Raw genomic sequence first — 26,724 nt, 5'->3', positions numbered from 1 at the left:
GAGGGCCGCCGTCGGGGGGCCTGACAGGAGCGTCTCGACCATGAAGTTTTTCACAGGATGTGTGGCTGCCGCCGCGCTGGCGCTGGCCGCAAGTGCGGGGCATGCGCAGGCTCCTCCGAACGGTATCGGGAGAGGGGGCGTTATCGCAGTGTCGGATTTCGACGGACCCTATGCGCCGCCGGAGGCCGCGCCGCCACCGCCGCCGCGTTACGGCTATGGCTACGGCTCCGAGGGGCGCGGTCCGGCCCCGGTGCTGCTGCCGTCGACCGAGGTCTATGCGGTGCTGCGCGAAAACGGCTTCTCGCCGCTCGGCATCCCGCGCCTGCGCGGCAGCGTCTACACCATCGCAGTGATCGACCATCGCGGCGACGATGGCCGGCTGGTGATCGACGCCCGCGACGGACGGATCATCCGCTTCATGCGCGCCAGTGACGCCTACGGCATGGCGCCCGCCTATGACGAGCACGCGGTCGCGCCTTACGGCCCGCAAAGCGCGCTCCCGCCGCCGACGGTGATCCGCAGCGGCCCGCCGCGCCCGCCGGCTTCGATTCCGCATGTCGCCAGCCGCACGGTGCCGATGCCCAAGGCTGCCCCGCGGCGCGGGGCGACGCCGGTGGCCGCGGCGAAGCCGGCCGAACCCGCGCGGCAGGAGGCTCAGGCGCCGCCGCCGGTACAGGCACGGCCCGCGCAGCAGACCACTGCCGTGGCCGCAAAGCCTGCCGAGGCCGCTCCGCAGGCGGCCCCGCCAACCGTCGCTCAGGCCAAGCCGGCGCCGGCGATCATGCCGACCCAGGAGATGCCGGCCGCACAGGGCCTGGATTAGCGAGCTGCTGCTTGACGCGACGGCCCGTCTTAAATTCCTCGGTGTCGTCCTGGCTTTCACCAGGACGCTGCGGAGAGATGTGGGCAAAAATGAAAGGCGCCCGACAATCTCGGGCGCCTTTGCATCAGGCCATCGTTCCTCAGCTATGCCCATACCCCGCCGCGTTCAGGATCAGCTTCGCCACTTCCCTCGGATGCGACACCAGCGAGAGGTGGCCGGCATCGAGCTCGATCGTGGTGGCGTTCATGCGCTTGGCGAGGAAACGTTCGAGATCGGGATTGATGGTGTAGTCGTTCTTCGACACCGCGTACCAGGCCGGCTTGCTGTGCCATGCAGCTTCCGTGGTGCGGCCGGCGAAGATTGAGGCTGCGGTTGGCCATTGCACCGCGTAGAGCTCCTTGGCCTGCTCCGACTTCACGCCATTGGCGAAATATTTCAGGAAGGCGTCTTCCGAGAGTTTTGTGTAGCCGTCGCGCTCGACAATGCCTGCGCGGGCAGGTCCCGCCGGAAACTGCTTGGACAGCGCGACGAAATCCTCGTTCGCGTCGGGAGCACGTGCAGCGACATAGACGAGGCCGGTGACCTTCGGGTCAGTGCCGACCTGGCTGATCACGGTGCCGCCCCAGGAATGCGCGACCAGCACGGTCGGTCCGTCCTGTTCAGCCAGTACGCGCTTGGTCGCGTCGACCGAGTCCGCAAGCGACGACAGCGGATTCTGCACGGCGGTCACGTGCAGGCCTGCGGCCTGGAGGATCGGGATCACCTCCGACCAGCTCGAGCCGTCGGCCCAGGCGCCGTGCACCAGCACGACGTTGTTGGCTTTCACTGTTTGCGGTGTCTGCGCGTCGGCAAGGCGGATGGGGGCCGCTAAAAGGCTCGCGGCGACGAAAAGGCTGCGCCAGAGTGTCATGATCGTTTTCCGTCTCGTTTTGGTTTCGATGACCATAGGACGGAGGGAGGGGTGGCCGCGTTACGCGACTTCACTGCTCTGTGATGCGGTGCAATAGCGGCACAGAAACGGTGTCGTGGCGAAGGCCAGAACCCATACCGCGAGGTCTATCGGCCGAAGTGAGGTGTTCGTGCCGGAGGCGAGTCTTCGCCAATCGTCTCGCTAGGGTGTGGGTCGTCGCCTTCGCCAGAACGACGGCGGGAGGCGCGATCACGAACGAAAAAAACGCCCCGGGGCACCGGGGCGTTCTCGCAACTTGGAAGTGACGTGCCTTTACGCGGCGGCTTGCGCGGAGCTCTCGATCACCTGCGCCTTCGGGGCGCTGGTGTTGATCGCGATCTGGCGCGGCTTCTTGGCCTCGGGAATCTCGCGTACGAGGTCGACGTGAAGCAGGCCATTCTCGAGCGAGGCGTCCTTCACCTGCACGAAGTCGGCAAGCTGGAAGGCGCGCTCGAAGGCACGCGCGGCGATGCCGCGGTAGAGCACTTCGGATTGCGAGTTCTCGTTGGCGACTTTCTCGCCCTTGATCGTCAGCGTGTTTTCCTTCGCGACGATGGAGAGCTCATCCTTGGCGAAGCCAGAGACCGCAACGGTGATGCGGTAGGCGTTCTCGCCGGTGCGCTCGATGTTGTAGGGGGGATAACCGGGGCTGCCGTCCGATGTTGCCTGGTCGAGCAGGCTGAAGAGGCGGTCGAAGCCGACGGTGGAACGATAGAACGGGGTGAGATCATAGCTACGCATGGTCAAGTCCTCCATAGAGCGACTGTTGGGTAACCCGCCCGCCAATCGGGCCGGGCTTTCGTCTGTGTGCAGCCTGATGTTCCGGTTCCGAAACACTGGTAGCGGCCTGCACGAAAATGATATGGGTGGAACGAGACGGCGTTCAAGAGGGCGGCATTTGCGCCTTTTCGGCGCTTTAGCCCCTTGATTTGCAGTACTTCCCGCCTATGACGCTGGTCTCGATCCCGTCCAATCCCGTCCCCGAAAACGTCGTCAGCGGCACCATCAAGACCCCCGATGGCGCCGAGTTGCGCTTTGCGCGCTGGGCGCCGCCGGCGGGCCGCAAGGGCACGGTCTGCGTCTTCACCGGGCGCAGCGAGCAGATCGAGAAATATTTCGAGACGGTCCGGGATTTGCGCGACCGCGGCTTTGCGGTGGCGATGATCGACTGGCGCGGACAGGGCCATTCCTCGCGCCGCCTGCGCGATCCGCGCAAGGGCTATGTGCGCGACTTCGCCGATTTCGAGGTGGACGTCGAGACCTTCGTGCAGCAGGTGGTGTTGCCGGATTGCCCGCCGCCGTTCTTTGCGCTCGCCCATTCCATGGGCGGCACGGTGCTGCTGCGGGTCGCGCATGCCGGCAAGCGCTGGTTCGACCGCATGGTGCTGTCGGCGCCGATGATCGACCTGCCTGGCCGCACCACGTCGTTTCCGGCCCGCGCGCTCATAAAGACGATGCGCCTGTTCGGGCAGGGCAGCCGTTATGTCCCCGGCGGCAGCAGCCGCATCACCGGGCTCGATCCCTTCATCAACAATCCCTTGACCAGCGATCCCGTGCGCTATGCGCGCAATGTCGCGATCCTGGAGGAGGATCCGACGCTGGGGCTGGCGTCCCCGACGGTGGCCTGGGCCGACGCTGCCTTCAGCGCGATGCAAACCTTCAAGCGCGTGAAATATCCGTCAGAGATCCGCCAGCCAATCCTGATGCTGGCGGCCTCCAGCGACACCGTGGTCTCCACCGCTGCGATCGAGGAGTTCGCCTATCATTTGCGCGCCGGCTCGCATCTCGTCATCGCGGGCTCGAAGCACGAGATACTCCAGGAGCAGGACCGTTACCGCTCCCAGTTCTGGGCCGCCTTCGACGCCTTCGTGCCGGGCACGCCGCTGTTCAAGTGAGAGCCCTGGTTCCGCAAGAGTGGTGTGGACCTGCAGAGAATCCTCATCCTCCGTTATTGCGAGGAGCTCTTGCGACGAAGCAAATGGCGGTGCTCACAGCGTCTTCAAATACTCGATCAAATCGTAGCGCTCGGCATCGTCCTTGAACGCGCGGCCGATGACGCCGGGGCGCTTCGGATCGCCTTCCTTGCGCTCGAAGGAATGGCCGAGCACGCTGTTGCCCTGGATCGGCTTGCCGTCCGATCCCGTCGCAGAGAATTCCGTTTCGCCGGTCTTGCAACGCTCGTTGTCGGTGACTGCAAAACCGACGGTCTCGGGATCATAGTCGCGGCGGCCCATGCAGAATTTTTGCGGGCGCTCGCCCGCCGGCTTCAGCAACCAATACAGTGAAGGTACCGAACCGTTGTGCAGGTAAGGTGCGGTGGCCCAGATGCCGTTCAGTGGCCGCGCGCGATAGCGCGGATCAGGCGCGGGATTGAGACAGTTCTTGCGCGCGAGATTCCATAATTTCGCCCGCTCGGCCTCCGGCATCTTCTCGTCGTCCATCCATTTGCGGGCGACGAGATCGACCACCGTCATCAGGCCGAGCGCATAGATCATCTCGTTGGGCGAGGTGCTTGCGGTCGGGATGTCGCATTGCCACCATTTCTGGAGATCGGCCGTGTTCACCTTCAGGAAGCCGGGCACATCGACGGTCCTCTTGCTGAGGACAAGGGACTGTTCGGGATCCGTCTTGATCTCGTCGAGGGGGATCGTCACCGCGTTCAGGACCTTGCTGTCGCCGCTCGGCTCCCAATGCTTCGATGACCAGAAGGCCGGGCTGTCGACGGCGGGCAGATGGCATCCGGAGCACATCTCGGTGTAGATCGCACGGCCGCGTTCGACGCGATCAGGCTTCAGCCTCCAGGCATCGCCGAGGATCTGCGAGGGCCATTTCGGCGCGAGCAGGCCGCCGAACTTCGGACCGGAGGAAGGATCGGCGGCCTTGAACGGATCGGGGCCTCTCAGCAAGTCCTCGATCCAGCCGAGTGTCGTGATGTTCACCGAGGAGCGCCACAGCCTGTCCTCTGGATAGGCATCGGACAGGTTAAGCAGGGCCGTCACGCCGAGGGCTTCGCCGGCGTTGCGGATCAGCGGCTGCTCGATCGAGGCGTCGTACTGGGCGAACTTGAACCACGGCACGGTCCAGATCGCGGGGTAGCTGACCGGCGCGTCCTGGGCGTGCAGGTTCTTCTCGAATCCCTTGACGCCGCTCAGAGCGAGATCTTGCGAAAAGACCTGATTGCCGATGCGGTTGAGGGCATCGAGCCGGCCGAACCCTTCCTCGGTATCCTTCTGCTGCTTGCCGTCCCAGGTTGTCTTGCCTTCGATCGTTTGTTGCTGGGTTTTTGCCCAATCGATCAGGAAGGTGCCGATCGTGCTGAGCTTCTGCTTGAGCGCGGCGCGGTCCGTCTTGCTGGCCTCAGCGCCGAGCACGCGATCGGCGAAGCGTTGAAAGCGGAACGGAACGTGCAGCGTGTAGGCGATCGACAGGCCGGTCGCGAGCTCGAGCTTCTTCAGGTCGGTCATCGCCGGACCGCCGTCGAAGCGGACGTCGACGTCCTGATAATGGATCTGGCCGGTATGACAGGCCGCGCAGGTCAGCCCGATCTTATCCTCTTCGCGGCGGCCCGTCGCGGGATCGACGACACCGGTCATCCGCGCGAAGCCAACCGGCAGGCCGTCGACGTTCTCCGTCGGCGTCCATCTCGTCGACCAGTCCGACACCGGCGTCGTTTCGTAGACATTGGCGTAGCCGAACCGGCGCAGCGTCGCCGTGTCGGTCAGGATCGACTGCGGGCTCGGGATGAAGCCGAAGCGCTCGAGATAGGCGCTGTCCTTCATCATGCCCGGCTTCGAGAACAGATGAAGGCGCGGCTGCTCCAGCGCCACGAACCACTCATAGGGCACCGGGAAGGTCGCAGTGCCTTGGCTGGCATGGTGGAACCAGTGCCGGTCCTTCAACGACCAGTTTTGCTCAAGCCAATAGGCCGCTTTCGTCTCCGGCAGCTGCGGCAACGGTGGCGGCAGAAGATTCACGAGAATGCCCTTCTGCGGCAGCAAGGCGCGGACCTGGTTGGGGAATTCGGCGACCGCGACGAGGGCGAGGAGACCGAGACCGATCACGACCGCTGTGAGCGCGACCGTCCAACGAAAGCCGAGCTGGCAGGCCGACAGCAGCGGCTGCGACACGATCCGCTGGTTGATACGGTCCGGGAATTTGCGCTGCTCGAACAGCGTGCGCACGTCGGCCACGCTGAGATAACGCTCCTCGCCCTTCTTACCCTTGCCCATGATCTTCAGGAGGATGGGCCATTCGAACTTCATCAGCAGCGGGTCGTACCAGCGTGCGGCGCTGCCGGCGCGCTGAAGGTTGTCGTGCATGAAGGTCTTGATTTCGACGGCGTTGAGGCCAACCTCGCCGATGCCGGTGTTGGGATCGGTGTAGGTCCGGCCGAAGCTCGCGAGCCGCGCGATCTCGTCCTCGTTGACCTTGCCGTCAACGCCGAGGATGCGCGAGCCGGCGCCGCGCTTGTCGAGCGGACCGCCGCGCAACGCGTCGAGCTGCGGGCCCGACCAGATGGTCTTCAGGATGTGACTGATACCGTTGGCGATGAGCGCAACGCCGCGAACCTGGATGCGGGCCGATATCTTCTTCACCCCCGTCTCGCCGCTCGCATTCGCAATGGTCTGCGATAGCGTGTTGAGCGGGACGGTCTCGCCGTCGATGAAGCCTTCGCCGACGAGGCCGCGAAGGAACGGACAGGGATTATTTGGCGAAACCTGGATCGAAGGGTCAAAGGGCGGCTTCGAAGCGGCGTGATGCATGGCCCAAATCCGAATCGTGAAAAAGCAGGCGCGCCGTTAGAGCGCGAAAGTTTTAACAAACCGACAGCACGATATACGACTTCAGCGTGTGACGAAGTGTGGCGGATTTCACTGTCCTGGAAACAAGAGCAGACGTGAGGCTGCCAATGGACTGCAATGGACCCGTGGCCCTGTCAGGACTCGGCGGCGCGCTTGAGGTCGCTCTGCACCAGGGTCAGCTTGCCGAGCGGCACGCCAGCCTTCAGCAGACCCTCGCGGTAATGGGCGATGTCCTCAGGCCGCTTCCAGTGGAAGTTGCGCAAGTGCCTGTCGACATTCAGGGTTGGATAGTTTGCCATCAGCACGCCGACGGCCTCGTTCGCCTCGCCGCTCCGTCCCATTTGGGCCAACGCCGCGGCGCGGATCGCCAGTGCCTGCATGTGGTTCGGGTTGATGTAGAGCTGCTCGCGCGCCCATGACAGGGTCGCATCATATTGGCGCAACAGATAGTGACTGAAGGCGTTCAGCGCCGCCCATTGGTAGCGCGGGTCGCTGTTGTCGCGCTGCGCCGCCATCGAGAACAGCTCGATCGCCTCGCGGTGTTCGCCGATGACGAAATGGCAGATGCCGAGCACGCCCCGCGCGCCGTTGTCGTAGGGGTTGAGTGCGACCGCGCGCTTGGCGGCGTCCATCGCGGCGTCGTAATGCCCCTCCATGGCGTGGGCCCAGGACAGGATCGAGAACGCGAAGGAGGAGCGCGGGTCCAGCCGGACGCTGGTCTCGGCGAGGTCCATCGCCTCGGCCCACATCTCGCGCGTGCCCTTGACCCAGCCGAACTGGATGCTCTGGATCTGGATCGTGCCGAGATAGGCATGCGCGATCGACAGTTTGGGGTCGAGCCTGATGGCCTCGCGGAACAGCTCGACCGCGACGGCCAAATCCTCCTTGGTCTGCCGGTAGTAGTGCGACAATCCCTTGAGAAAGCGGTCCCAGGCGCTCACGTCAGTCGACAGCCGCGCCGGCGCCGAGGCTTCGGCGCGGACGATCTCGGTGGCGATGGCGGCGGACAGGTTGGTGGTGATCTCGTCCTGCATCGCGAACAGGTCGCCAATGTCGCGGTCGTAGCGGCCGGTCCAGAGCTGCTCGCCGCTCTCCGGCGCGATCAGCTCGGCGGTGACGCGGATCTTGGCACCGGCACGCCGCACCGAGCCCTGGATCAGATAGGTGGCATCGATCTCGCGCGCGATCAGCCGCGTGCTGGTGTTCTTGCCCTTGAAGGCGAAAGTCGAGTTGCGGCTCAGCACGCGGTAGAAGGATTGCAGCGACAGCGCGTGGATCAAATCCTCAGTGAGCCCGTCGGAGAAATATTCGTCCTGGGCATCGCTGAGATTGGCGAAGGGCAGTACGCCGACGATCGCGGTGCGGTACTGCTGCGAAAGGGCGGAGGCCTCCCTCAGCTCGGGCGCGAGCGGCGGCGCGCCCTCGGGCGTCCAGGTCCAGACTCCGACCGCATCCTTGATGTTCTTGAATCGATGGTTGCCGGCGTCGGTGAGCGGCACGGTGAGATGCTTGCTCGCCTCGCGATAGGCCTTCGCCGAGATGGCGAAGCCGCCGGGGCTCGCCACCGATTCCAGGCGGACGGCAATGTTGACGTCGTCACCGAACACTTCGTCCTCGTCGGCGATGACGTCGCCCATGTGGATGCCGAGCCGGAACTGCATGGCGCGGTCGGCGGGCAGATGATGGTTCCGCTCCGCCATCAGCGTCTGCATCGCAATCGCCGCCTCGGTGGCGCCGACGATCGAGGGAAACTCGAGTAGGAAGCCGTCGCCGGTGTTCTTCACGACACGGCCGCCGTGATTGAGGATGATGGGGTGGATCGCGCTGCGATGGGCCTTGAAGGCAGCATGGGTGCCGGCCTCGTCGCTGCCCATCATGCGCGAATAGCCGGCGACATCGGCGCAGACAATGGCGGCCAGACGTCTTTCCATACCCCAGGAGCTCCAAAGGACCTGCGATCGGCCACGGCGTGGCAGTCGCCCCGAATCCCGCATTTCAAGAACCCTGCCTTTATAAAGCAGATAGGGCCGCGCGAAAGTATGATCCGCATTGCAAATTCGAGTTAATTCCCACGCAATTGCGGCAGTGGACGGGGAGGGGCGAACCGATTAAGCCGCTTCAGGGCCGACGGGGGGCATCACATGCTGGGCATTCACGAGATCTGGCTCTTCATCCTGTCGGGCGTGCTGCTCAACGTCACGCCGGGCCCTGATACCGTCTGTGTCATCGGCCGCAGCATGCAGATGGGCTGGCGGGGCGGCGCCGCCGCCGCGCTGGGCATCAGTTGCGGCTGCTTTTTCCATGTCGCGGGCGCCTCGATCGGCCTTTCGGCCCTGCTGATGGCCTCATCGACTGCGTTCTCGATCCTGAAGTTGGTCGGCGCGGCCTATCTGGTCGTCACAGGACTTCAGATGCTGTGGTCGCGCCCGGCGCTGGCGGCGGTCAGGGACGAAGGCGAACGGAGCTCGCTGCGGCGGGTCTTCCTCCAGGGCGTCTTCACCAACGCGCTCAACCCCAAGGTCGCGCTGTTCTTCCTCGCCTTCCTGCCGCAATTCGTCGCAGCCGATTCACCGCACAAGCCGCTCGCCTTCCTGACCCTCGGCTTGGTCTTCATCTGCACGGGGACGCTGTGGTGCCTGGTGCTGGCGGCCTTTGCGGCAAGGGCGGCCCATCGCTTGCGGAGCTCCGAGGGCGCGATCGCCTGGGTCAACCGCGCGCTCGGCGGCCTCTTCATCTATCTCGGCATCCGCGTCGCCATGCTGGAGACGCGGTGACTCGTTCGAACGAATGGCTGAAGCATCGCGCGGTTCGCTCGATCGAAGCCGCGCTCGGGAGGTTTTGATGATTCGTGGTAGCTGTCTGTGCGGCGCCGTGCGGTTCGAGATCGATCAGGTACGTTGGCTGACACATTGCCATTGTGCCAATTGCCGCAAGCTGACCGGCGCGGCATTCGCCACCTACGCCCATGTCGACGCCGACAAATTTCGCTTTGTTGCAGGCGAGGAGCTAACGGTGGCTTATGAATCCTCGCCGGGAAGTTTCCGCCATCGGTGCAGGACCTGCGGCTGCCTGACGCCGGGCAAGGCGAGCTATCTCCCGACAGTCAGCATTCCCGCTGGTCTGCTTGATGACGACCCGGAAGTCCGGCCTCGCCTCCACGTTTTCACCTCGTCGCGCGCGCCGTGGTGGACGATCCAGGACGATCTGCCTCAGCACGAAAAATGGGTGCCGGGTTACGCACCCGAGGCGTAAGTCTGTTCGAGTAAAGATGGCGCAGGCCTTCAGGCGAACTCCTTCGCCAGCGCGCTGCCGGCAAGATAGAGGCCGAGCAGGATCATCGCGATCAGGAACCAGCGGCGGAACGCTTCCGCCGGCATCCGCGCCCGTACCGACTGGCCGATGAACATGCCGGCAAAGGCCATGGCGAGTCCCACGGCGCCAGGCACGGCATTGGCGGGCGTCAGTAATCCGACGGCAGTCAGGTTGAAGGCGAGCGCCAGCGTCGCCGTGGTGAAGAACACGCCGAGCGCCTGCACCAGTTCGTCCTTCTCCATGCCGATCGCCTGCATGAACGGCATCGAGGGGATCACCTGCACGCCGGTCGAGGCCGAGATCACGCCGGTGACGACACCGACCACGCCGCCGACCCATTTCTCGTTCTCAGGCGCGACGCGGACCTGGAATTTGTTCAGGCCGATCACCGCGTAGATGACCAGCAGGGCGCCGAGCACGATCGTGCCGTAGCGCGCATGCGGGCCGGTCAACGCGCCCGCGTTGAGCCAGCATCCAATCACGGTGCCGATCATCAGCGGCCACAGCCGCCTCAGAATGTCGCGCAAATGAGGGCCGACGAAAGTCTGCCAGATGTTGGTGATAATCGCGGGCACGATGACGATGGCGATCGCGCGGCTCGGCGCCATGCTCACCGCGAGCAGGCCCATGGACACCGTCGGCAGGCCGAGCCCGACGACGCCCTTGACGAACCCGGCGATCAGGAACACAGCGGCGACGGCAATGAGAAGGGGGTCGAACATAGCCGCACATTGACCGAAGCCTTGCGCCGGCACAATCTGGAGGTTACGGAGACAGCCTTCGCTTGATGCGAAGGCTGGGGAGAAAACCGTCATGCGCTTCGACCTCGTCGACCTCCAGCTCTTCATCGCGGTCGCCGATCAGCGCAGCATCACCCGCGGCGCGGAGCGGTCGCACCTGGCGCTTGCCTCGGCCAGCGCACGCATCAAGGGCCTCGAGGATGCACTCGGCGTCGCGCTGCTCAAGCGCGGGCGCCGCGGCGTCGAGCTGACGGCGGCGGGCGAGAGCTTGCTTGATCACGCGCGCCTCGTCATCCACCAGATCGATGCCATGCGTGGCGATCTCGCCGGCTTTGCCAGCGGCGTGCGCGCCAGCGTGCATTTCCTCGCCAATACCTCAGGGCTCTCGGAGCACTTGCCGAAGGCGCTGGCCGCCTTCCTGCGCGAACATCGCGACGTCGCCGTCGACATCGAGGAGCGCGAGAGCACCGATATTGCGGCGGCGATTACCGCGGGCGCCGCCGACCTCGGCTTTGCCGCCGAGCACGCGCTGCCAGAGCATATCGAGCGCTTCCCCTTCAGCGAGGATCGGCTGACGCTGGTGACGTCGCGCCGTGGCCCGTTCGCGGGCCGCCGCCAGATCGACTTTCAGGAAGCGGGCGCCTGTGACTTCGTCGGCCTGACCAGCGCCACCGCGCTTCAGATGCACATATCGAAACATGCGGCGCGGCTCGGCATGCGCCCGCATTTCCGCGCGCGGCTGCGCGACTTCGACGCGATCTGCCAGATGGTCGCCGCCGATGTCGGCGTGGCGCTTGTGCCCGAAGCCGCCGCCCGCCGCTGCGCCAAGACCATGCCGCTCTCCATGGTCCGCCTGCGCGATGCTTTTGCCAACCGGAAGCTCGTGATCTGCGCGCGCAGCTTCAAGACGCTGCCAAGACCGGCGAAGATGCTGGTGGAGCATTTGCGGGCCACGGCGGCATAAGCCGGGTGTTGCCGCGGAATTGCGGTGCGCGAAGGCAAGCTGACTTGTCTGCATCGCGCCCGCGCCGCCCATGTGGTTCTGGCGCTTGCAGCGTAGGTCGACAAGCCAGGCCCGCCAAGAGCGGGCAAAAATGGTTCTCGCAGCAGATTGCATCTCCAACGTGCGGACGACAGATGCATCGCCGCGTCGAACGTTCCTACTTCATCGAGAAGATCGACGTAGAGCAGGCGTATGTCCGTTTAACGCATGTTAATCTCGATGGATTGGCTATTTAGATGCGCAAGCTTCGCGCGGCGGAAGCGCGATTGTCATAGGAACGCTTGCGCGAGAGATGGCTTGTTCTCGCGGCAAAAGTTCCGGTCCGCGCACGGGTTCATTAATGCAAGGCATCAGATGCTGCTCGCGCTCGCGACAGCGCCGGCATTCACGGTCGTCCTGTTCGGTCTCTCGCTGGATGATCTCCTGCAGATGCGTTGCTCTGTGCCGATCTGACGGAGGAGGTGACCATGGTGGAGTTCAGGCTTCCAAGAAACTCCCGCATCGGGAAAGGAACGGTCTGGCCAAAGCCGCACAGCAAAAGCTTGCGCGAGTTTCACATCTATCGCTGGAATCCCGACGATGGCCGCAATCCCCGGCTCGACACCTACTTTGTCGACACGACGGATTGCGGGCCGATGGTGCTGGACGGCCTGATCTGGATCAAGAACAACGTCGACTCGACGTTGACGTTCAGGCGATCCTGCCGCGAGGGCGTGTGTGGCTCATGCTCGATGAACATCGCCGGCCAGAACACGCTGGCCTGCACCAAATCCATGAGCGAGGATATTCGGGATGGTGAGCCGCTCCGCGTGCTGCCCTTGCCGCATCAGCCCGTAGTGAAGGATCTGGTGCCCGACCTGACGAACTTCTATGCGCAGCTCGCCATGATCGAGCCGTGGCTGCAGACCAGTTCGCCGACGCCCCAGAGGGAATGGCGGCAAAGCCTCGAGGATCGCGCAAAGCTCGATGGACTGTACGAGTGCATTCTCTGTGCCTGCTGCTCGACGTCGTGCCCGAGCTACTGGTGGAATTCCGAGCGCTTCCTGGGGCCGGCGGCCCTGATTCAGGCCGCGCGCTGGATCAACGACAGCCGGGACGAAGCCACCGGCGAGCGCCTCGACATGCTCGAGGACCCCTTCAGGATCTATCGCTGCCACACCATCCTCAATTGCGCCAAGGCCTGTCCGAAAGGTCTCAATCCGGGAGAAGCCATCGCCGCTCTGCGCCTCAAGATGGTCGAGCGGAAGTTCTGATCGCTGCAGACGCCACTCCGCAGACAGGAACCATGCCTGCGGCGCTTGCTTATCAATCTCCGAACGGAGGAGTTTGATGGGAAAGAAGCAGTTCGCCGCTTTGCCGTTTCGTCTGGATAATTCCGAACTGCGCGTGATGCTGATCACGACCAGGCGCAAGCGCAGATGGAGTGTCCCCAAGGGATCGCCGATGCGCAACAAGGAGCCGCACCTCACGGCTGCGCTGGAAGCCTACGAGGAGGCGGGGCTGGTCGGCATCATTGCGACACGCGCGATGGGCAGCTTCAAGCATCGCAAACGGAAGGGTGACCGCAAGCGGACCATGGACGTTGCCGTCTTTCCCATGAAGGTCCATGGTCAGGAGCGTTGGTGGCCTGAAAAAGGGGAGCGGGAAGCGACCTGGGTCTCCGCGGAAACGGCGGCGCGTCTGGTGCACAAAGCGGAGCTCCGGCGGTTGATTGCCCGCTTCGCGGCGCAAACGGAAAAGGGGTGCGTCCTCGCTGCTGAGCGGCAGGCGGGCTTTCTTGTCCAGGAACCAGCGTCCCGCGCAATCATTCAAGCTAGATGAAGCAAAGACCGACAAGGCTCGCATCTGAGGAGCGGCCGCCTCACGAAGTTCTGGCTGCGGCGATAGAACGACGCCGCGCGGTCCTGTTCGTCGGCGCCGGTGTCTCGATGGCTGTCGGATTACCATCCTGGCAGTCCCTGATCGAGCATCTGCTGGACGATCTCGGTCTCGAACGCGACGTCCTCGACGGAATGCACGGCGGCTATCAGATGCTTGCGGAGTATTACCGGCTGAAGCGTGGGGGCATCGGACCGCTCCGCAGCTGGCTCGATCGCAATTGGCGCGTCGATCCAGAGAGAATCGCCACCTCGGAGCTCCACCAGATCATCGTCGAGCTCGATTTTCCGGTCATCTACACAACGAACTACGATCGCAATCTCGAGACTGCCTTTGATGTCCTGAAAAAGCCATACGCGAAGATCAGCAACGCGAAGGAGATCGCGAGCGCTGGCGCCGGCGTCACGCACATCATCAAATTCCACGGCGACTTCGACGATGATGCCTCGCTCGTTCTGACCGAGACCGACTTTCTCAACCGGCTCGCATTCGATTCCCCGCTGGATATCCGTTTTCGCGCCGATGCTTTGGGAAGCACGCTGCTCTTCGTCGGCTACAGCATGTCCGATCCAAACATACGGCTGCTGCTGCACCGAATTTGGCAGATTTGGGATGAATCCGGGCACCGACAGGACCGGCCGAAATCCTTCGTGTTCGTCGCCCAGCGCAATCCGGTGCAGGAAGCCGTATTGGCGAACTGGGGCATCACGACCATTGCGCCGCCTGAAGGAATGGCCGCCGACGATGGTCTGACCCGGTTTCTCCTCGACGTCCGCCAGCGTATCGATCGAAGCTCCTAGAGTGATCGCTATCGCCGGCGCACGGTGCAGATCCCGTTCCGGATCGGGGCGACGCTTGCTGCATATTGCATATCCAGAAGGCCCGCCCGCCACCGCTGCGCCATCGCCGCTTCCGAAAGATCAAAGGATTTTTCGGGTCCGGCCTCCTCGCGACCCGGGCGGCAGCTCAGGAGATAGACGACGTCGTCGCAAACAAGCCCCTGCAACTCTGCGCGGAGCTGGCGGGCTTCCAGGGCATGGTCCAGGCGCTGAAATGTCTGGTTGCCGTAGGTCAGGTCGCTTTTGCGCTCGGCTGCGGCTTCGATGCCATCAGGGATTTTGCCGTCGCGCGCAAAGAGGTCGATCACATAGAGGCGAAGCGGGCTCGGGGATTCCAGGATCGGTTCAAATGGTGCGTTCAGAGAGAACCCGCCATCGCCGAGCCAGCGGCTGGCAATCTGCACTGGCGCGAACTCAGGGAGGAAGCCGCAACTGGCCAGGATGTGATCCATTTCGATCCGTTCCGACGAGGAGTCGAAGAGCACGGCGTCGCCGCTTTCGAGGTCGGTGGCGCAGATCGTGATGCGGGGATCACCGTCATTCAGGCGGTCGAAATCGACCAGCTGACGAAGGCGTTCGCGCGTCGGGCCGAGATCGTACAGGCCGCCGAAGTGAGGTGCCGGAAGCGGGAGACGGGGATGGAAGAAGCCGGCATGGCCAAGTAGGCGCGTATTGATCGAGCTCAGTCAGGCGGACAGATGACGGGGGGGCGCTCGGCGGACCGGCACGACCGCCCGGTCCATGCCAATAATTACTTAGAGTCCGGATCCGATCGGCGCTCGGGCTTCCCGCGATCAGTGCGGCCGTGATCGCACCGGACGATGAACCGGCCACCCAATCGATCTGTGGCGAGAGAGAAGTGAGCGCTTCGAACGTACCGCCATGATACGCCCCGAGCCCAAGGCCGCCGGAGAAGACAACGGCGGTGAGCTGGCGCTCTGCTGTCTTGGCGCCGCTCGGCTCAGCGGCGCGGTCAGTCAAGGCGGGCCCCGGTTGTCAGTCTGATTCAGGCCGATCACCGGTATCCCCTGTGGCGGCGTGCATAGGCATGTCGAGGGTTGATGCCGCAATAGGCCTGCGTGCCCGATGCGGTCGCCATGCACTGAGCGTAGCTGGCGAACTGGCAATTGCCCGGATAGCCCCAAATGCGGCCCTGGAGGCAGTAGCGATCCTGTGCGACCGCCGTCGAAGGGCCGAAGCTCGTCACAAACGACAGGACGGCGGCAATCATCAGCAAACGATGTTTCATTGAAAATCTCCAATTTCGACAATGAACGCAGCCGGTGAGGCTGCGTTCCAAAGCGGCGCGCAGCACGCGCATCCCAGGGATTCAAGCGTGCGATTAACCTGTATGAAGCCGCTCGCGGTGGATCGCGGCTACGGTAATCGCTGCGACGTTTCGATCGGAAGCAGGATACCCGAACAGTCTTCGAGCCTCAGAACTTCAGCATCAATTTCGGTCCTCAGCATCCGGCGGCCAATGGCGTGCTGCGGCTCGTGCTCGAGCTCGACAGCGAGGTCGCCGCGCGCGTCGATACCCATATCGGATTGCTGCGTCGAGGCAGCGAGAAGCTGATAGAGGCCAAGGCATACCTCCACGCAATTCCGTATTTCGACCGGCTCGACCAACTATTTCCGGTCTGTGGGCTTTACTTCGCCGTCTCCACGCCGGCGTCCTTGATCACCTTCGCCCACTTCTTGGTCTCATCCGCGATGAAGCTGCGAAAATGCTCCGGCTCATCGCCGATCAGCGTCGCGCCTTGGGCTGCGAGCTTCTCCTTCACCGCCGGATCGGCCATCGCCTTCGTCGCAAGAGCATGCAGCGCGGCGACGATTCTCGTTCGGCGTGCCCTTGGGTGCGACCATGCCGTACCAGTTCTCGATACGTAGCGCGGGAAATCCCGTTTCCGCGGTGGTCGGCACGTCGTGCGCGGTCGGTGCGCGCTCGGCCGAGCCGACCGCAATGGGGCGCAAGGCGCCGGCCTTGACCTGCGGCAGCAGCACCGGCAGGTCGAGGAACGTCATCTGCACCTGCTGTCCCAGCAGATCATTCACCGCCGGCGCGGCGCCGCGATACGGCACGTGCACGATGTCGATCTTCGCCGTCAACTTGAACAGCTCGCCGGCGAGATGCGGCAGGCTGCCGGGGCCGGAGGAGGCGAAGTTGAGCTTTCCCGGCTGCGCCCTGGCGAGCGCAATCAACTCGCCGATGTCCTTGGCGGGCACGTTGGTTGCGACCACCAGCATTTCCGGCACGGTCGCAACCAGCGTCACCGGCGTGAGGTCGTTGAGCGTGTCGTAGGCGACCTTCTCCATGCTCGGGCTGATCGCCAGCGCGCCGGCTGAGGAGATCGCGACGGTGTAGCCGTCGGGCGCGGCCTTGGAGACGGCGTCAGTGCCGAGCACGCCGCCCTGGCCACCGCGATTGTCGATCAGCACCGGCTGCCCCGACAGTTCCGACATGCGCTGGCCGATCACCCGGGCGATGATGTCGTTGGGACCGCCGGCCGGGAACGGCACGATCAGCTTGATCGGCTTGGCCGGAAAATTCTGCGCGGAGGCGAGTGTCGGCAGCAGAAGCAGGAACAATCCGAGGAGCAGCCTGCGTGAGACGGTCATGCAAGCCCTCCGCTCGCGTTGTTATTGGTTCAATAGCTTGAGTGCTTCTTCGTGGACCCTGGGGTCGCCGGCCGCAATGATGCGGCCGCCACCCTGGGCCGGCTTGCCTTCCCACGTGGTGACGATGCCGCCGGCGCCGGTCACGATCGGGATCAGCGCCGCGATGTCGTAGGGCTTCAGCTCGGTCTCGACCACGAGGTCGACATGGCCGGCCGCGAGCATGCAATAGGAGTAGCAGTCACCGCCATAGCGCGACAGCCGCGCGCCCTGCTCGATGCGGCCGAAGATGGCGCGGTCGCGCTCGTTCATCAGCAGCGGGCTGGTGGTGTAGGTCGTGGCTTGCGAGAGCGAGGTGCAGCGGCGGACCTGGAGCCGCCGCTCGCCGGAGGGGCCCTTGTAATTGGCCGAGCCGTTGTCGCCGGAGAAGCGTTCGCCGATGAAGGGTTGGTGCATCATGCCGAACACCGGCGCGCCCTTGTGCAGCAGCGCGATCAGGGTGCCCCAGATCGGAAAGCCGCCGATGAAGGACTTCGTGCCGTCGATGGGGTCGAGCACCCAGACATAGTCGGCGTCGTCGCGCTCATTGCCGAACTCCTCGCCGACGATGCCGTGCTGGGGGAAGCTGGCCTTGATCAGCCGCCGCATCACTGCCTCCGCGGCGCGATCGGCTTCCGTCACGGGATCGAAATCCTTGGTTTTGCTCTTGTCGTCGACCGACAGTGAGGTGCGGAAGAACGGCAGGATGGTTTCGCCCGAGACGGTGGCGAGCCGTCCGATGAAAGCTGAGAAGTCGATCACCGTCACGGCGTATCCTCAAAAGCGAAAGTCGAATGAAGCTCGCTTCTGCCTAGCTCAAATCGGCAGAATCTTGCAGCGCTGTCTTTAAATGCTCCCTGGTATTTTGAATGCCGCAGCCGGCTGCCTTATCTCAGTCATCTCTTGGCCATTCGATCACAGCGTTGAAAACTAAGTTCCAATCATGCCTCGTTCGTATGCAAACATCTATCAACCCATTGAATTCTCTTATTAAAGAAAGTGAATCTGGGTTTCCATAGAAGCAACTGAGCCATGTGTGTTTTGCATGGGAAATCGCTCAAAAGCCCTTGCACTTTGTGCGGCGCGGTCGCATATTGTTGCGGTGCGGTAGCGCTTTGCGTTACCGCTGCCCTCCTTGGGCGTTTCCTCCCTAGACTTGGGCCGCTTCTTCATCAGAAGCGGCCCTTTTTTCTTTCCGGGTCTGCTTTCGTTTTCAGCGCGCGGCGCTGCGCAGCGAAACGCGCGCGCCGTTGCTCATGGCACGGATCGTTCGGGGAAAAATCCAAGCCTATTCCGCTGCGGCCTGGAACGGGCCGAGATCGCCGAACGGGATCGTGGCCGCCAGCACGTCGGCGAGGATGGCGAAGTCGCTTGCGACTTGCGCAAAGCGCGGACCGCGCTCGCGCCGCCGTTCGTCCATGTAGATCGCGCGATTGAGCTCGAGCTGCACCGCATGCAAGCCGCTTGCGGGGTTGCCGTAATGCTCGGTGATGAAGCCGCCGGCATAGGGCTTGTTGCGGCCGATCGAATAGCCGAGCCCCGTCATGGTCTCCTCGATGCGGTCGGGAAGCAGCGGCGTGCAGCTCGTGCCATAGCGGTCGCCGATCACGATGTCGGGCCGGCGCGGCTCGTCGCGGGAGACGCCGACCGATGGCATCGAGTGGCAGTCGACCAGCACCACGGTGCCGAACATCTGGTGTACCTTGTTGATCAGCCGACGCAGCGCGCGGTGGTAGGGCTTATACAGCGTCTCGATGCGCCCCAGCGCGTCGTCGACCAGGATGCGGTCGCGGTAGATCTCCTGTCCGTCACCGACCACGCGCGGAATGGTGCCGAGGCCCCCAGCGACCCGCATCGAGCGGGTATTGGCAAAGCTCGGCAGACGGCCGGTGAACATGCGCGGGTCGAGCTCATAGGGCTCGCGGTTGACGTCGACATAGGAGCGGGGAAAGTTGACCCGCACGGTGGGAAAGCCGCGATCGCTCAAATGGCCGATCAGCTCGTCCATGAAGGAATCTTCGGACCGCCGCAGCGTCGGCAGGTCGATCCTGGAGGCGCTGAGGAATTCGTCCGGATAGGTCGAGCCGGAATGGGGCGAGTTGAAGATGACCGGGGCACGCCATTGCGCGGGCTCCACGATCTCGAAGGCTGGCGACGTCGCGCCGTCAAACCGGGTCATCTTCTCAGGCTTCGTCCCTTCGCGCCGGGATCTGGCGTGGTCCAGATCGCATTGATTCGGCCGATCGAGCGGCTCTTATGTGTCGTCATTGTCCGGAATCGCAACCATTCTGCCAAGCGAAAAGATGCGATGGACGTTGGAACACGTCTTAACCGTGCGGGCAGGGAGGCGGGGATGCGGTGGCGGCTCGATTGATTCGAACTGCATTCCGGTTCACAAGGGACCGGCAGTGGCAGCCGTCTCAGGGTTAAGATTTTCACCCCAAATTTACCCTCTGTCGGGCTTAGTGACCTCTGCTGATATCCTCTGGGGATTCGACGTTTCCTGCCATGCCAAAGATACTGCTCGCCGAAGACGACAACGACATGCGCCGCTTCCTGGTCAAGGCGCTGGAAAACGCCGGTTTTCAGGTCTCGTCCCACGACAACGGCATGGCCGCCTATCAGCGGTTGCGGGAAGAACCGTTCGAGATGCTGCTGACCGACATCGTGATGCCGGAGATGGACGGCATCGAGCTCGCCCGCCGCGCCTCGGAACTCGACCCCGACATCAAGATCATGTTCATCACCGGCTTCGCCGCGGTCGCCCTGAACTCGGATTCGGACGCCCCCAAGAATGCCAAGGTGCTGTCCAAACCCGTCCATCTGCGCGAATTGGTCAGTGAAGTGAACAAGATGCTGGCGGCCTGAATCGGCCCCCTTCCGTCCTTGCACAGGCTCCCCTGAGCCGTTATAGGGACCCCACCCGATCTAGACGACCTCTAGGGCACGTAGCTCAGCGGGAGAGCACTACCTTGACATGGTAGGGGTCACAGGTTCGATCCCTGTCGTGCCCACCATCCTTCGCTCGCGAAGCGAGAGAAGGATGCCACGCCGAAGCCCCAAGGGCGCAGGCGGGCTTATCGCCGCGAGCTACGGCTCGGCAAGCCACGATTCAACGTATCCTAACGCGAAGCGTAGACGGGCTGGGGTGTCCTTGGAACAGTCCGATGCCATCGATATTGGTCCGCCATGCCGAAAACCTTCAAGCGCGGCGATCACGTCAGTTGGAATTCGGAGGCCGGCCGCGTGCGCGGCCGTATCCTGCGCGCGCACACCGAGGACGTCGACTACAAGGGCTACGTCCACACGCTACGCCGGACGATCCGCAATACGAGATCAAGAGCGACCAGACCGATCACGTCGCCCTGCACAAGGGCAAGGCGTTGCGATTGTTGCAGAGCTGACGAACGTGAGGTGAGCAAGGCATCCCCATGGCTCATCCCTTCTTCACCATCGGCCATGCCACGCGTTCGATTGGGGAATTCGTCGAGTTGCTCCGAGGCAGCTCGATCACATATCTGGCCGACGTTCGCACCGTTCCCCGCTCGCGCACCAATCCGCAGTATAATCGCGACACGCTGCCGCAGTCGCTCGCGGCCGTTTCGATCGGCTACGAGCATATCGCCTCGCTCGGCGGCCTGCGCAGCCGCAAGCGCGAGGTGCCGCGCGAGACCAATGCTTTCTGGCAGAACGGCAGCTTTCACAATTATGCGGACCATGCCATGAGCGCGGCCTTTCACCATGGTCTCGCTCATTTGCGCGATCTCGGGCAGACGCAGCGCTGCGCCATCATGTGCGCGGAAACATTGTGGTGGCGATGTCACCGACGCATCATCACCGATTATCTGCTCGCCGCCGGGGAAACCGTGTTTCACATTCTGGGACCAGGGCAGGTCAATCCGGCCGAGATGAATCCGGCGGCGCGTCATGGCTGACGGCAGCTTGGTCTATCCTGCGGAAAGTTAGCCAATCGTCCCTATCGCGGCTATTCTTGCCGCAGTCGTAGATCCTCTGCGGTGATGGTCTTCACCGTCACTCATAAATCTACGGCCTTGATCCAAGACGCGAGGCTGCCCATGAGCGTGTCCGTCATCGAACAGGCAAAAATCCAGGCGCAGGTGCTGGTGCCGCTGGTCAAGGCATTGCAGGCCGAACTCGGCGAGGCGCGCGCCAACACGCTGGTGCGCAAGGCGCTCGGCGATCTCTATCGCGGCTTCGGCGAGGAATTCTGGAAATCGAAGAACCTGAACAAGGACGAGACAGACCTCGGCCAGCCGGTCGCGTCCGCCTTCAAGACCTATGCCCGCGGCGACGCGCTCGCCTATGACGTCATCGAGCAGTCGAAAGACGTCTTCGCCTTCGATGTGAAACGATGCGCCTATGCCGAGTTCTACAAGGCGCTCGGCGAGCCCGAGCTCGGCTTCCTCCTGATCTGCACCGCCGACTTTGCGACAGCAGATGGCTTCGGCCCTGACATCACGCTCACGCGCACGCAGACCATCATGCAAGGCGCCGATCATTGCGACTTCCGCTACCGGCGCGACTCCGGTGAGCGCCGGTGAAGGGAGCGCCTCTCACGCAGACGCGTCTTCCACACATCGAGATCAGCCAGGTGAACCAGCGGCGACGACGTGCGCGCCGTTGACGTCCCTGAAGTCGATCTGGGTCCTGATCGCGGAATGCGGCATCGGCTAACTCGACCTCGGAGATGAACATCACTCGTCCACGAAGATATTCTCCAGCATCAAGGGATCGCCCTTGAGGGCGACGACCCGAGCTCTTAGTTGAATTCGCGCGAAGGGCAGCCCGCCGACTTTCGCAAGCTCGATCTCGCCGCCGAGCGCCGTTACCCGCGGTAGGCGCGATTAGCTGACGAGATATTTGGTGACTGCCGCCTCGTCCCACGCAATCCCGTTGCCGGGCTCCTCGCTCGGCAACGCAAAGCCGTCCTTGATCGCGAGGCGCGTCGACAGCACCGCGTCCGCCCAGTCGACATATTCCAGCCAATGTGCGGTCGGCGTCACGCACAAGAGGTGCGCGCTGACTTCCGAGAACAGATGCGTCGATATCTCGATGCCGGCGGCGTGTGCCAGCGAGGCAGCGCGCAGCCAGCCGGTGACGCCGCCGATGCGCTGGACGTCGGGCATCACGTAGTCGCAGGCTTCTGCGGAGAGTGCCGACTGCATCGCAAATGCGCTGTCGAAGTTCTCGCCGATCTGGACCGGCGTATGCAGCGCGTCCGCAATGCGGGCGCAGCCCGAATAGTCGTCGTGGCGGATCGGCTCCTCGATCCAGCTCAAGCTCTCGTCGTCGAGCATCTCGCCGCGGCGGATGGCTTCCGTGACCGTCAGCGCCTGATTGTAGTCGCACATCAGCGTCACCTGATCGCCGACGGCCTTGCGCACCGCGCGCACGACGGCGAGATCCTCCCGCGCATCGGGCCGGCCGACGCGGATCTTTGCCGCCCGAAAACCCTCGGCCAGCAGCTTGTGCGCTTCATCCACCGCCGCGCCTGCAGGCATGAGGCCGAGCCCCTTCGAATTGTAGGCCTTGACCGGCTTCGGCGCGCCGCCGAGCAGGCGGGCCAGCGGCAGGCCGCGTGTGCGCGCGAGAGCGTCCCAGGCCGCCATGTCGATGCCGGATTGCGCCAGCCGTTGCAGGCCGGCGAGGCCCAGCAGCGTGAAGCGCTGGGACAGCTTGCGCTCGATCTCGAACGGCAGCAGTTCGTCGCCGGCGACGAGGTCTGACATCTCCGTGACCATGGCGGTCAACGGCTTCAAGGCCGACGGCGTGATCGAGAACAGATAGGCGTGGCCGCGCACGCCCTGGTCGGTCTCGCAGTCGATCAGCACCAGCGGCGCTTTTGCGATTGCCCCCGTCGAGGTCTGGAGCGGCAGGTTCATCGGCACGATCACCGGCCGCGCATGGAAGCGCCTGATGCGGATAGTCTCGGTCATGGGTCTCTCCCGGCGGAGCGGATGCAGGAAGGCGCCGATCTTAAGCATTCGCGATCAAACGAAAAGGTGCCTGTTGCGACTCTCATAAAACGCAGAGCGATTATGAAGCGGTCGAGGCGCGCGCTGTGGCTGCCGCCAAGATCATATGCGATAGGCCTGCCTTCTGCGGGGATGGGTAGCCCAGCGGTGCGCGTGAGCTCACCGCGCCGCGCCTTCCGTGAAGGCGGTCTCGATCACGTCGCCAAAAGGCTGCCAGGAGCGGCCGTCGAACTGGACGAGCCGCATCTGCTTGATCGGCAGATAGCTATTGGGCGAGGTATTCATCCTGATGTCGGGCAGCGCAACGGAGGGGTGATGACCCCTAATCGACGCCGCCTGACGCATGATGTTCTCGCGCGAGAAGTCGTCGCCGCATTGCTTCAGGACGAGCGTCAGCGCCTCGGCCGCGGCGTAGCCAAAGACGGCCGCGCTGTTGTTCGTGCTTTCGACTTGATGGTATTTGTCCATGAAGGCAAACCATTCCTTCATGGCGGAATCGTCCTTCCATGCGGGATCGCTCGGATCCTTCAGAAAGGCCGCGGAGATCACGCCGGCGGAGTTCTCCAGGCCCGCTGGCGCCATTGCATTGGCGATCGAGGCGGAGGCATCGTTTACGATGAACACCGGATGCCAATTAAATGAGGCCGCCAGCTTGATCACCTTGGAGGCCGTCGACGGCACGCCGAGAAAGACGAAGATGTCGGCGCCCGCGCGCTTGAGAATCGAGACGTGCCCCTCGAGATGCTCGTCGGCAATGTCGAAGGCGATGTCGACGAGGACATGACGGTTCAAATCGCCAAGGCCCTCCTGGACGCCCTTGTAGAGCATGCGCCCGAACTGGTCGTTCTGCCAGAGCACCACGATCTTCTTCCGGGGATAATAGGCTTGGATGTAGTTGGCGTAGATGCGCCCCTCCGACCGGAACGACGGCTGCCAGCCCATGGTCCAGGGAAACGCGCTTGGCTGGCTCAGCTCCTCGTCGCCGGAGGCGACGAACAATTGCGGGATCTTCTTCTCGTTCAGATACCAGCGCGTGGCGAGATTGCCGGGCGTGCCGAACGACCCAAACATCAAGTGCACATCGTCGGTCTCGACCAGGTTGCGCGTCAGCTCCAGCGCAGTCGCCGGATCGGAATTGTCGTCGCGCGAGATGAAGCGGATCTTGCGGCCGTTGATGCCGCCGCGCGCGTTGATCATGTCGAAATAGGCGGCCTCCGCCTGGCCGATGGCGCCGAACTCCGACAGCGGTCCCGAATACGGCATGACATTGCCGATGCGGATTTCCTTGTCGGTCGTGGGTTGCTCCGCACGTTGCTGCGACATCGCCCCGAGGGAGGCGTAGGCGACGATCAAAACGAAGGATAGTCTGCCGGTGACGCGCATGGTCGGCACCTCGACGTTGGCCCCGGAGAGGTCGGCTCGATCCCCACCAAGGCTGGTTGGTGTAGGTCAAGCGTTTGGCGATCGCATGGCTTGATCGCCCGCTTCAACGCAGCGCAGGGACCGAATGAAATGGCAGCCCTGCTGTCACGCCCTCTACGGCAGTCCCCGCGCCTCGAGCTGATGCACCAGCAGCAGCGTCGGCTCGGCGAGGCTGTCGCCGGAGCCGTCGAGGCCGAAGGCGCTCGCGATGCCGTCGCGGCTGCGCAGCAGCGCGCTGCGAGGGCAATGGCCGGCGCCGCAGAGCGTCTTCTTCAGGGTCTCGCCCTGCGCCACAACACCGGCGGAATCGTCCGCGGCCCAGGCCAGCACGATCGGCACGTCGACATTGAGGATGCCGGGGAAGACCGAGCGCTTGTTATATTGGCTGGCGTCGCTGCCGAGATACGCCTTCTCGCTGTCGCTGGCGTCCTTGCCCGCACGGTAGATGCCGGACACCAGGATCACGGCGGCCACATCGGCGCGGTCGGCCTGAAGCTCGGGATGCGCCAGCAGGGTGGCGACATGGAAGGCGCCGGCGCCGTAGCCGACCGCGACGATCTCGCGGGCATCGCCGTTGAACAGGTCGATATTGCCGTGGACCCAGGACAGCGCCGCCGCCACGTCGCTCGCGCCGGCGGGCCAGGTCGCGCCGGGCGCCAGGCGATAGCCCACGCGGACCCCGATCATGTCATTGCGCGCGGCAAAGCACATCGCCTGGTCCTGGATCTGGCGAGCCAGCTCCGGCGCGGCGCGGTCGCCGGTGAAGGAGTCGCCGGCCACGAACAGCAGCACCGGCCGCGGGGTATCCGCCTTGGTCGCGCTGGTCGCGACGTCGAGCACATTGGCCTCGCTCTCGCCATAGCGCAAACCGCGCGAGAAGGTAACCTGCTCGCACAGCCGCGCGGTGCCGCCGGCGGTCGTGTCGGAGTCGGTGAGGCCCACTTGGACGAGATCGGACGGCGGCGACAGCCGCGCCGGCAAGGGTCCGTGCGCGGAGGCCGAGGTCATGGTCAGAGTTAGGAAAAATGCCAGATAATTCTTCATGGTGATGCCGGCCTTGCGTGCCTCATATTGGCTTGCCGGTTTGGCCTGTCTATTCAATTCGCCCCATTAGTTGGCTCGGCTTGAGGCGATTTCACGGCACCTCGGTCGGCACGGGACGGGCATCCAGCCCGGCCTGCAGCCGCTCTTGGCACGCAAGTTGGCGGGCCGCGGGACGATTGCGCGGCGCAGCCGTTTTATCTCGATCTGTCAAGCCGTTGCCCAGCGCCGCAAAGCCTCGAGCCGGAAACGGCTTTCTACTGTGCATGGGGTTGTTTTCGCAGTTTTTGTTTTGGACCGCCCGTCAGGCCCGCTTCATGGTCCGGAAGGTGATCGAATAGCGGCGCGCCTCGACTGGCGGAATGCTGTGCTCCCATTGCGACCGTGCCTCGCCGTCCATCATGTAGAGCGAGCGCGGCATGGCTTCGAGCGTGTGACGCTCCCATCGGTCGCCGTTGCGGCGGCGAAAGCGGAATTTGCAGGGCGCGCCGAGCGACAGGCCGAGGACCTTGTCGAAATGCGGCTTGTCGCGGTGCCAACCGATGCCGACGCCAACCTCATATTCGGTGCAGAGCACCTGCCGGATGTCGCCCGACGGCAGACCCGCCCACGCCTCGACCTGGCGCGCGACGGGCGCCACCCAGTCCGGGATTGGCTCCGCCTCGGCCAGTCGTTGCAGGGAGTAGTCGTAGCGATAGCCGAACGAGGCCACCCGGCGATTGCCCTCGAAGACGCCGAACTGGAAGCGCTGGAGCGGCAATGCCGCGATGCGGCCGATCAAGGCCTGCTCGTTGGCCGCCTCGATAAAATCGTCCGTGTAGCGAAGCCCAGCGGGCCCTTCCTGCGGTTCTGCGAACAAGCCTAGCTGCGTCATTCCTCGCACGTCCGTGATGGAACCTAATTGCGGCTGATGCGACTTACATAGGACGCGGGGAGTAATGTGCGAGGCCGTCATGGCAGAGAAGCATACCGCCGATCCGGCAGAGATCATGCGGGCGACCGGTCATCCGGAGCTGGAATATGCCGCCGGCTGGACCATCGCCGGTCTGGTCACCATCGGCACCATCGTCGCCGCCTGGGTGTTCGCCATCTAGGCTACAGGGAATAGGCGACTGGGAATTGAAGTTCGAAAGCCGCGGCCCTGGTCGGCCGGCTTGAGCCGGATCGCCATGGCTCGCCATTACCGCGAGTGCCATCGCCAAGCCCATCCTGGTGCCACCCTGTTGCGGGCGGCTGGTGCAGAAGGCGTCGAAATCCGCTCGCG

At 63.9% G+C, this 26,724-nt stretch carries 26 protein-coding genes, 1 tRNA gene and 3 pseudogenes; 15 read left to right on the top strand and 15 right to left on the bottom strand.

The features are described 5' to 3' along the window. The first annotated feature begins 40 nt into the window (after positions 1-40). Positions 41-823 (top strand): hypothetical protein, encoded by a 783-nt coding sequence (locus IVA92_RS24755; protein WP_247277689.1) that lies wholly within the window; start codon positions 41-43, stop codon positions 821-823. A gap of 139 nt (positions 824-962) precedes the next feature. On the opposite strand, the gene IVA92_RS24750 is transcribed toward IVA92_RS24755, so the two are convergent. Continuing rightward, positions 963-1,733 carry an alpha/beta hydrolase gene (locus IVA92_RS24750; RefSeq protein ID WP_247277688.1) on the bottom strand — a complete coding sequence of 257 codons (771 nt, stop codon included), beginning with the start codon at positions 1,731-1,733 and terminating at the stop codon, positions 963-965. Between the two features lie 312 nt (positions 1,734-2,045). Further along, the gene (locus IVA92_RS24745) at positions 2,046-2,513 is read right to left on the bottom strand and encodes an Hsp20 family protein (RefSeq protein ID WP_247277687.1); all 468 of its coding nucleotides are present in this window, start codon (positions 2,511-2,513) and stop codon (positions 2,046-2,048) included. 206 nt (positions 2,514-2,719) lie between these two features. Here IVA92_RS24745 and IVA92_RS24740 point away from each other — a divergent pair, with 206 nt between their 5' ends. Further along, positions 2,720-3,667: an alpha/beta hydrolase gene (locus IVA92_RS24740; protein ID WP_247277686.1), complete on the top strand. Its 948-nt coding sequence runs from the start codon at positions 2,720-2,722 to the stop codon at positions 3,665-3,667. A gap of 93 nt (positions 3,668-3,760) precedes the next feature. Here IVA92_RS24740 and IVA92_RS24735 read toward each other — a convergent pair whose 3' ends face one another. Beyond that, the gene (locus IVA92_RS24735; protein ID WP_247277685.1) at positions 3,761-6,535 is read right to left on the bottom strand and encodes a di-heme-cytochrome C peroxidase; all 2,775 of its coding nucleotides are present in this window, start codon (positions 6,533-6,535) and stop codon (positions 3,761-3,763) included. 173 nt (positions 6,536-6,708) lie between these two features. After that, positions 6,709-8,505, bottom strand: a complete 1,797-nt coding sequence (locus IVA92_RS24730; protein ID WP_247277684.1) for a tetratricopeptide repeat protein — start codon at positions 8,503-8,505, stop codon at positions 6,709-6,711. A gap of 210 nt (positions 8,506-8,715) precedes the next feature. Here IVA92_RS24730 and IVA92_RS24725 point away from each other — a divergent pair, with 210 nt between their 5' ends. Together IVA92_RS24725 and IVA92_RS24720 are read left to right on the top strand one after the other, a co-directional pair. After that, positions 8,716-9,348 (top strand): LysE family translocator, encoded by a 633-nt coding sequence (locus IVA92_RS24725; RefSeq protein WP_247277683.1) that lies wholly within the window; start codon positions 8,716-8,718, stop codon positions 9,346-9,348. Between the two features lie 13 nt (positions 9,349-9,361). Then, positions 9,362-9,826, top strand: a complete 465-nt coding sequence (locus IVA92_RS24720; RefSeq protein ID WP_247277682.1) for a GFA family protein — start codon at positions 9,362-9,364, stop codon at positions 9,824-9,826. A 29-nt stretch (positions 9,827-9,855) separates the two neighbouring features. Here IVA92_RS24720 and IVA92_RS24715 read toward each other — a convergent pair whose 3' ends face one another. After that, on the bottom strand, positions 9,856-10,608 hold the full coding sequence (locus tag IVA92_RS24715) for a sulfite exporter TauE/SafE family protein (RefSeq protein WP_247277681.1): 753 nt from the start codon (positions 10,606-10,608) through the stop codon (positions 9,856-9,858). Positions 10,609-10,699: 91 nt separating this feature from the next. Between IVA92_RS24715 and IVA92_RS24710 the strand changes: the two genes are divergently transcribed. The 4 genes from IVA92_RS24710 (at position 10,700) to IVA92_RS24695 (ending at position 14,307) form a co-directional block, all read left to right on the top strand. Continuing rightward, positions 10,700-11,590: a LysR substrate-binding domain-containing protein gene (locus IVA92_RS24710; RefSeq protein WP_247277680.1), complete on the top strand. Its 891-nt coding sequence runs from the start codon at positions 10,700-10,702 to the stop codon at positions 11,588-11,590. Positions 11,591-12,096: 506 nt separating this feature from the next. Further along, positions 12,097-12,882, top strand: coding sequence for a succinate dehydrogenase iron-sulfur subunit (locus IVA92_RS24705; protein ID WP_247277679.1), 786 nt, complete (start codon positions 12,097-12,099; stop codon positions 12,880-12,882). A gap of 76 nt (positions 12,883-12,958) precedes the next feature. Next, a complete protein-coding gene (locus IVA92_RS24700; protein ID WP_247277678.1) occupies positions 12,959-13,450 on the top strand; it encodes an NUDIX hydrolase in 492 nt (163 codons plus the stop codon). Next, a complete protein-coding gene (locus IVA92_RS24695) occupies positions 13,447-14,307 on the top strand; it encodes an SIR2 family protein (RefSeq protein ID WP_247277677.1) in 861 nt (286 codons plus the stop codon). The genes IVA92_RS24700 and IVA92_RS24695 overlap by 4 nt, the downstream gene beginning before the upstream one ends. A gap of 8 nt (positions 14,308-14,315) precedes the next feature. Here IVA92_RS24695 and IVA92_RS24690 read toward each other — a convergent pair whose 3' ends face one another. Genes IVA92_RS24690 through IVA92_RS24675 form a run of 3 tightly spaced genes read right to left on the bottom strand, consistent with a single transcriptional unit; the run spans position 14,316 to position 15,595 of the window. Then, complete coding sequence (locus IVA92_RS24690) at positions 14,316-14,909, bottom strand: hypothetical protein (protein WP_346015567.1); 594 nt, start codon at positions 14,907-14,909, stop codon at positions 14,316-14,318. Then, entirely contained in the window at positions 14,884-15,327 is a 444-nt protein-coding gene (locus tag IVA92_RS35625) for a patatin-like phospholipase family protein (protein ID WP_249797078.1), read from the bottom strand. Before IVA92_RS35625 ends, IVA92_RS24690 begins: the two co-directional genes overlap by 26 nt. Before the next feature lie 34 nt (positions 15,328-15,361). Beyond that, positions 15,362-15,595, bottom strand: a complete 234-nt coding sequence (locus IVA92_RS24675; RefSeq protein WP_247277675.1) for a DUF3551 domain-containing protein — start codon at positions 15,593-15,595, stop codon at positions 15,362-15,364. Between the two features lie 140 nt (positions 15,596-15,735). On the opposite strand from IVA92_RS24675, the pseudogene IVA92_RS24670 reads away from it, so the two are divergent. Beyond that, a pseudogene (locus IVA92_RS24670) lies at positions 15,736-15,984 on the top strand (hypothetical protein); the annotation flags it as partial. Between the two features lie 11 nt (positions 15,985-15,995). Here the strand turns inward: IVA92_RS24670 and IVA92_RS24665 are convergent. From IVA92_RS24665 to IVA92_RS24655, 3 genes and pseudogenes are all read right to left on the bottom strand, one after another. Next, a pseudogene (locus IVA92_RS24665) lies at positions 15,996-16,965 on the bottom strand (tripartite tricarboxylate transporter substrate binding protein). Positions 16,966-16,986: 21 nt separating this feature from the next. Next, a complete protein-coding gene (gene hisN, locus IVA92_RS24660; RefSeq protein WP_247277674.1) occupies positions 16,987-17,769 on the bottom strand; it encodes a histidinol-phosphatase in 783 nt (260 codons plus the stop codon). A 520-nt stretch (positions 17,770-18,289) separates the two neighbouring features. Beyond that, complete coding sequence (locus IVA92_RS24655; protein WP_247277673.1) at positions 18,290-19,180, bottom strand: N-formylglutamate amidohydrolase; 891 nt, start codon at positions 19,178-19,180, stop codon at positions 18,290-18,292. 329 nt (positions 19,181-19,509) lie between these two features. On the opposite strand from IVA92_RS24655, the gene IVA92_RS24650 reads away from it, so the two are divergent. The 5 genes and pseudogenes from IVA92_RS24650 (at position 19,510) to IVA92_RS24630 (ending at position 21,563) form a co-directional block, all read left to right on the top strand. Continuing rightward, positions 19,510-19,869 (top strand): response regulator, encoded by a 360-nt coding sequence (locus IVA92_RS24650; RefSeq protein ID WP_007597092.1) that lies wholly within the window; start codon positions 19,510-19,512, stop codon positions 19,867-19,869. Between the two features lie 74 nt (positions 19,870-19,943). Next, a tRNA-Val gene (locus tag IVA92_RS24645) sits at positions 19,944-20,018 on the top strand. A 172-nt stretch (positions 20,019-20,190) separates the two neighbouring features. After that, positions 20,191-20,405: pseudogene (locus IVA92_RS24640) on the top strand (DUF2945 domain-containing protein). A 27-nt stretch (positions 20,406-20,432) separates the two neighbouring features. Continuing rightward, positions 20,433-20,936 carry a DUF488 domain-containing protein gene (locus IVA92_RS24635; RefSeq protein ID WP_346015513.1) on the top strand — a complete coding sequence of 168 codons (504 nt, stop codon included), beginning with the start codon at positions 20,433-20,435 and terminating at the stop codon, positions 20,934-20,936. A 141-nt stretch (positions 20,937-21,077) separates the two neighbouring features. After that, positions 21,078-21,563 (top strand): L-2-amino-thiazoline-4-carboxylic acid hydrolase, encoded by a 486-nt coding sequence (locus IVA92_RS24630; RefSeq protein WP_247277672.1) that lies wholly within the window; start codon positions 21,078-21,080, stop codon positions 21,561-21,563. A gap of 303 nt (positions 21,564-21,866) precedes the next feature. On the opposite strand, the gene IVA92_RS24625 is transcribed toward IVA92_RS24630, so the two are convergent. The 4 genes from IVA92_RS24625 to IVA92_RS24610 all read right to left on the bottom strand — a co-directional run bounded on the left by IVA92_RS24625 (position 21,867) and on the right by IVA92_RS24610 (position 26,334). Further along, positions 21,867-22,958 (bottom strand): enolase C-terminal domain-like protein, encoded by a 1,092-nt coding sequence (locus IVA92_RS24625; protein ID WP_247277671.1) that lies wholly within the window; start codon positions 22,956-22,958, stop codon positions 21,867-21,869. Positions 22,959-23,156: 198 nt separating this feature from the next. Further along, entirely contained in the window at positions 23,157-24,380 is a 1,224-nt protein-coding gene (locus IVA92_RS24620) for an ABC transporter substrate-binding protein (RefSeq protein WP_247277670.1), read from the bottom strand. A 153-nt stretch (positions 24,381-24,533) separates the two neighbouring features. After that, positions 24,534-25,463, bottom strand: coding sequence for a carboxylesterase family protein (locus IVA92_RS24615; protein WP_346015515.1), 930 nt, complete (start codon positions 25,461-25,463; stop codon positions 24,534-24,536). A 301-nt stretch (positions 25,464-25,764) separates the two neighbouring features. Further along, positions 25,765-26,334: an alpha-ketoglutarate-dependent dioxygenase AlkB gene (locus tag IVA92_RS24610; RefSeq protein WP_247277668.1), complete on the bottom strand. Its 570-nt coding sequence runs from the start codon at positions 26,332-26,334 to the stop codon at positions 25,765-25,767. A 79-nt stretch (positions 26,335-26,413) separates the two neighbouring features. On the opposite strand from IVA92_RS24610, the gene IVA92_RS24605 reads away from it, so the two are divergent. Further along, positions 26,414-26,554 (top strand): hypothetical protein, encoded by a 141-nt coding sequence (locus IVA92_RS24605; protein ID WP_007597071.1) that lies wholly within the window; start codon positions 26,414-26,416, stop codon positions 26,552-26,554. The last annotated feature ends 170 nt before the right edge of the window (positions 26,555-26,724 follow it).

The organism is Bradyrhizobium sp. 154 (genome assembly GCF_023073875.1).
GTDB lineage: Bacteria > Pseudomonadota > Alphaproteobacteria > Rhizobiales > Xanthobacteraceae > Bradyrhizobium.
The sequence above is the reverse complement of the archived record's forward strand: the minus strand, read 5'-3'. Positions and strand labels throughout refer to the sequence as shown.

What these genes read in the sequence shown, in the direction of transcription:
- IVA92_RS24650 (WP_007597092.1), top strand. Translation starts at nt 19,510, where the DNA reads ATGCCAAAGATACTGCTCGCCGAAGACGACAACGACATGCGCCGCTTC.
- IVA92_RS24705 (WP_247277679.1), top strand. Translation starts at nt 12,097, where the DNA reads ATGGTGGAGTTCAGGCTTCCAAGAAACTCCCGCATCGGGAAAGGAACG.
- IVA92_RS24740 (WP_247277686.1), top strand. Translation starts at nt 2,720, where the DNA reads ATGACGCTGGTCTCGATCCCGTCCAATCCCGTCCCCGAAAACGTCGTC.
- IVA92_RS24635 (WP_346015513.1), top strand. Translation starts at nt 20,433, where the DNA reads ATGGCTCATCCCTTCTTCACCATCGGCCATGCCACGCGTTCGATTGGG.
- IVA92_RS24675 (WP_247277675.1), bottom strand. Translation starts at nt 15,595, where the DNA reads ATGAAACATCGTTTGCTGATGATTGCCGCCGTCCTGTCGTTTGTGACG.
- IVA92_RS24715 (WP_247277681.1), bottom strand. Translation starts at nt 10,608, where the DNA reads ATGTTCGACCCCCTTCTCATTGCCGTCGCCGCTGTGTTCCTGATCGCC.
- IVA92_RS24730 (WP_247277684.1), bottom strand. Translation starts at nt 8,505, where the DNA reads ATGGAAAGACGTCTGGCCGCCATTGTCTGCGCCGATGTCGCCGGCTAT.
- IVA92_RS24750 (WP_247277688.1), bottom strand. Translation starts at nt 1,733, where the DNA reads ATGACACTCTGGCGCAGCCTTTTCGTCGCCGCGAGCCTTTTAGCGGCC.
- IVA92_RS24700 (WP_247277678.1), top strand. Translation starts at nt 12,959, where the DNA reads ATGGGAAAGAAGCAGTTCGCCGCTTTGCCGTTTCGTCTGGATAATTCC.
- IVA92_RS24630 (WP_247277672.1), top strand. Translation starts at nt 21,078, where the DNA reads ATGAGCGTGTCCGTCATCGAACAGGCAAAAATCCAGGCGCAGGTGCTG.
- IVA92_RS24620 (WP_247277670.1), bottom strand. Translation starts at nt 24,380, where the DNA reads ATGCGCGTCACCGGCAGACTATCCTTCGTTTTGATCGTCGCCTACGCC.
- IVA92_RS24655 (WP_247277673.1), bottom strand. Translation starts at nt 19,180, where the DNA reads ATGACCCGGTTTGACGGCGCGACGTCGCCAGCCTTCGAGATCGTGGAG.
- IVA92_RS24610 (WP_247277668.1), bottom strand. Translation starts at nt 26,334, where the DNA reads ATGACGCAGCTAGGCTTGTTCGCAGAACCGCAGGAAGGGCCCGCTGGG.
- IVA92_RS24745 (WP_247277687.1), bottom strand. Translation starts at nt 2,513, where the DNA reads ATGCGTAGCTATGATCTCACCCCGTTCTATCGTTCCACCGTCGGCTTC.
- IVA92_RS24605 (WP_007597071.1), top strand. Translation starts at nt 26,414, where the DNA reads ATGGCAGAGAAGCATACCGCCGATCCGGCAGAGATCATGCGGGCGACC.
- IVA92_RS24615 (WP_346015515.1), bottom strand. Translation starts at nt 25,463, where the DNA reads ATGAAGAATTATCTGGCATTTTTCCTAACTCTGACCATGACCTCGGCC.
- IVA92_RS24710 (WP_247277680.1), top strand. Translation starts at nt 10,700, where the DNA reads ATGCGCTTCGACCTCGTCGACCTCCAGCTCTTCATCGCGGTCGCCGAT.
- IVA92_RS24625 (WP_247277671.1), bottom strand. Translation starts at nt 22,958, where the DNA reads ATGACCGAGACTATCCGCATCAGGCGCTTCCATGCGCGGCCGGTGATC.
- IVA92_RS24720 (WP_247277682.1), top strand. Translation starts at nt 9,362, where the DNA reads ATGGCTGAAGCATCGCGCGGTTCGCTCGATCGAAGCCGCGCTCGGGAG.
- IVA92_RS24735 (WP_247277685.1), bottom strand. Translation starts at nt 6,535, where the DNA reads ATGCATCACGCCGCTTCGAAGCCGCCCTTTGACCCTTCGATCCAGGTT.
- IVA92_RS24755 (WP_247277689.1), top strand. Translation starts at nt 41, where the DNA reads ATGAAGTTTTTCACAGGATGTGTGGCTGCCGCCGCGCTGGCGCTGGCC.
- IVA92_RS24695 (WP_247277677.1), top strand. Translation starts at nt 13,447, where the DNA reads ATGAAGCAAAGACCGACAAGGCTCGCATCTGAGGAGCGGCCGCCTCAC.
- IVA92_RS24725 (WP_247277683.1), top strand. Translation starts at nt 8,716, where the DNA reads ATGCTGGGCATTCACGAGATCTGGCTCTTCATCCTGTCGGGCGTGCTG.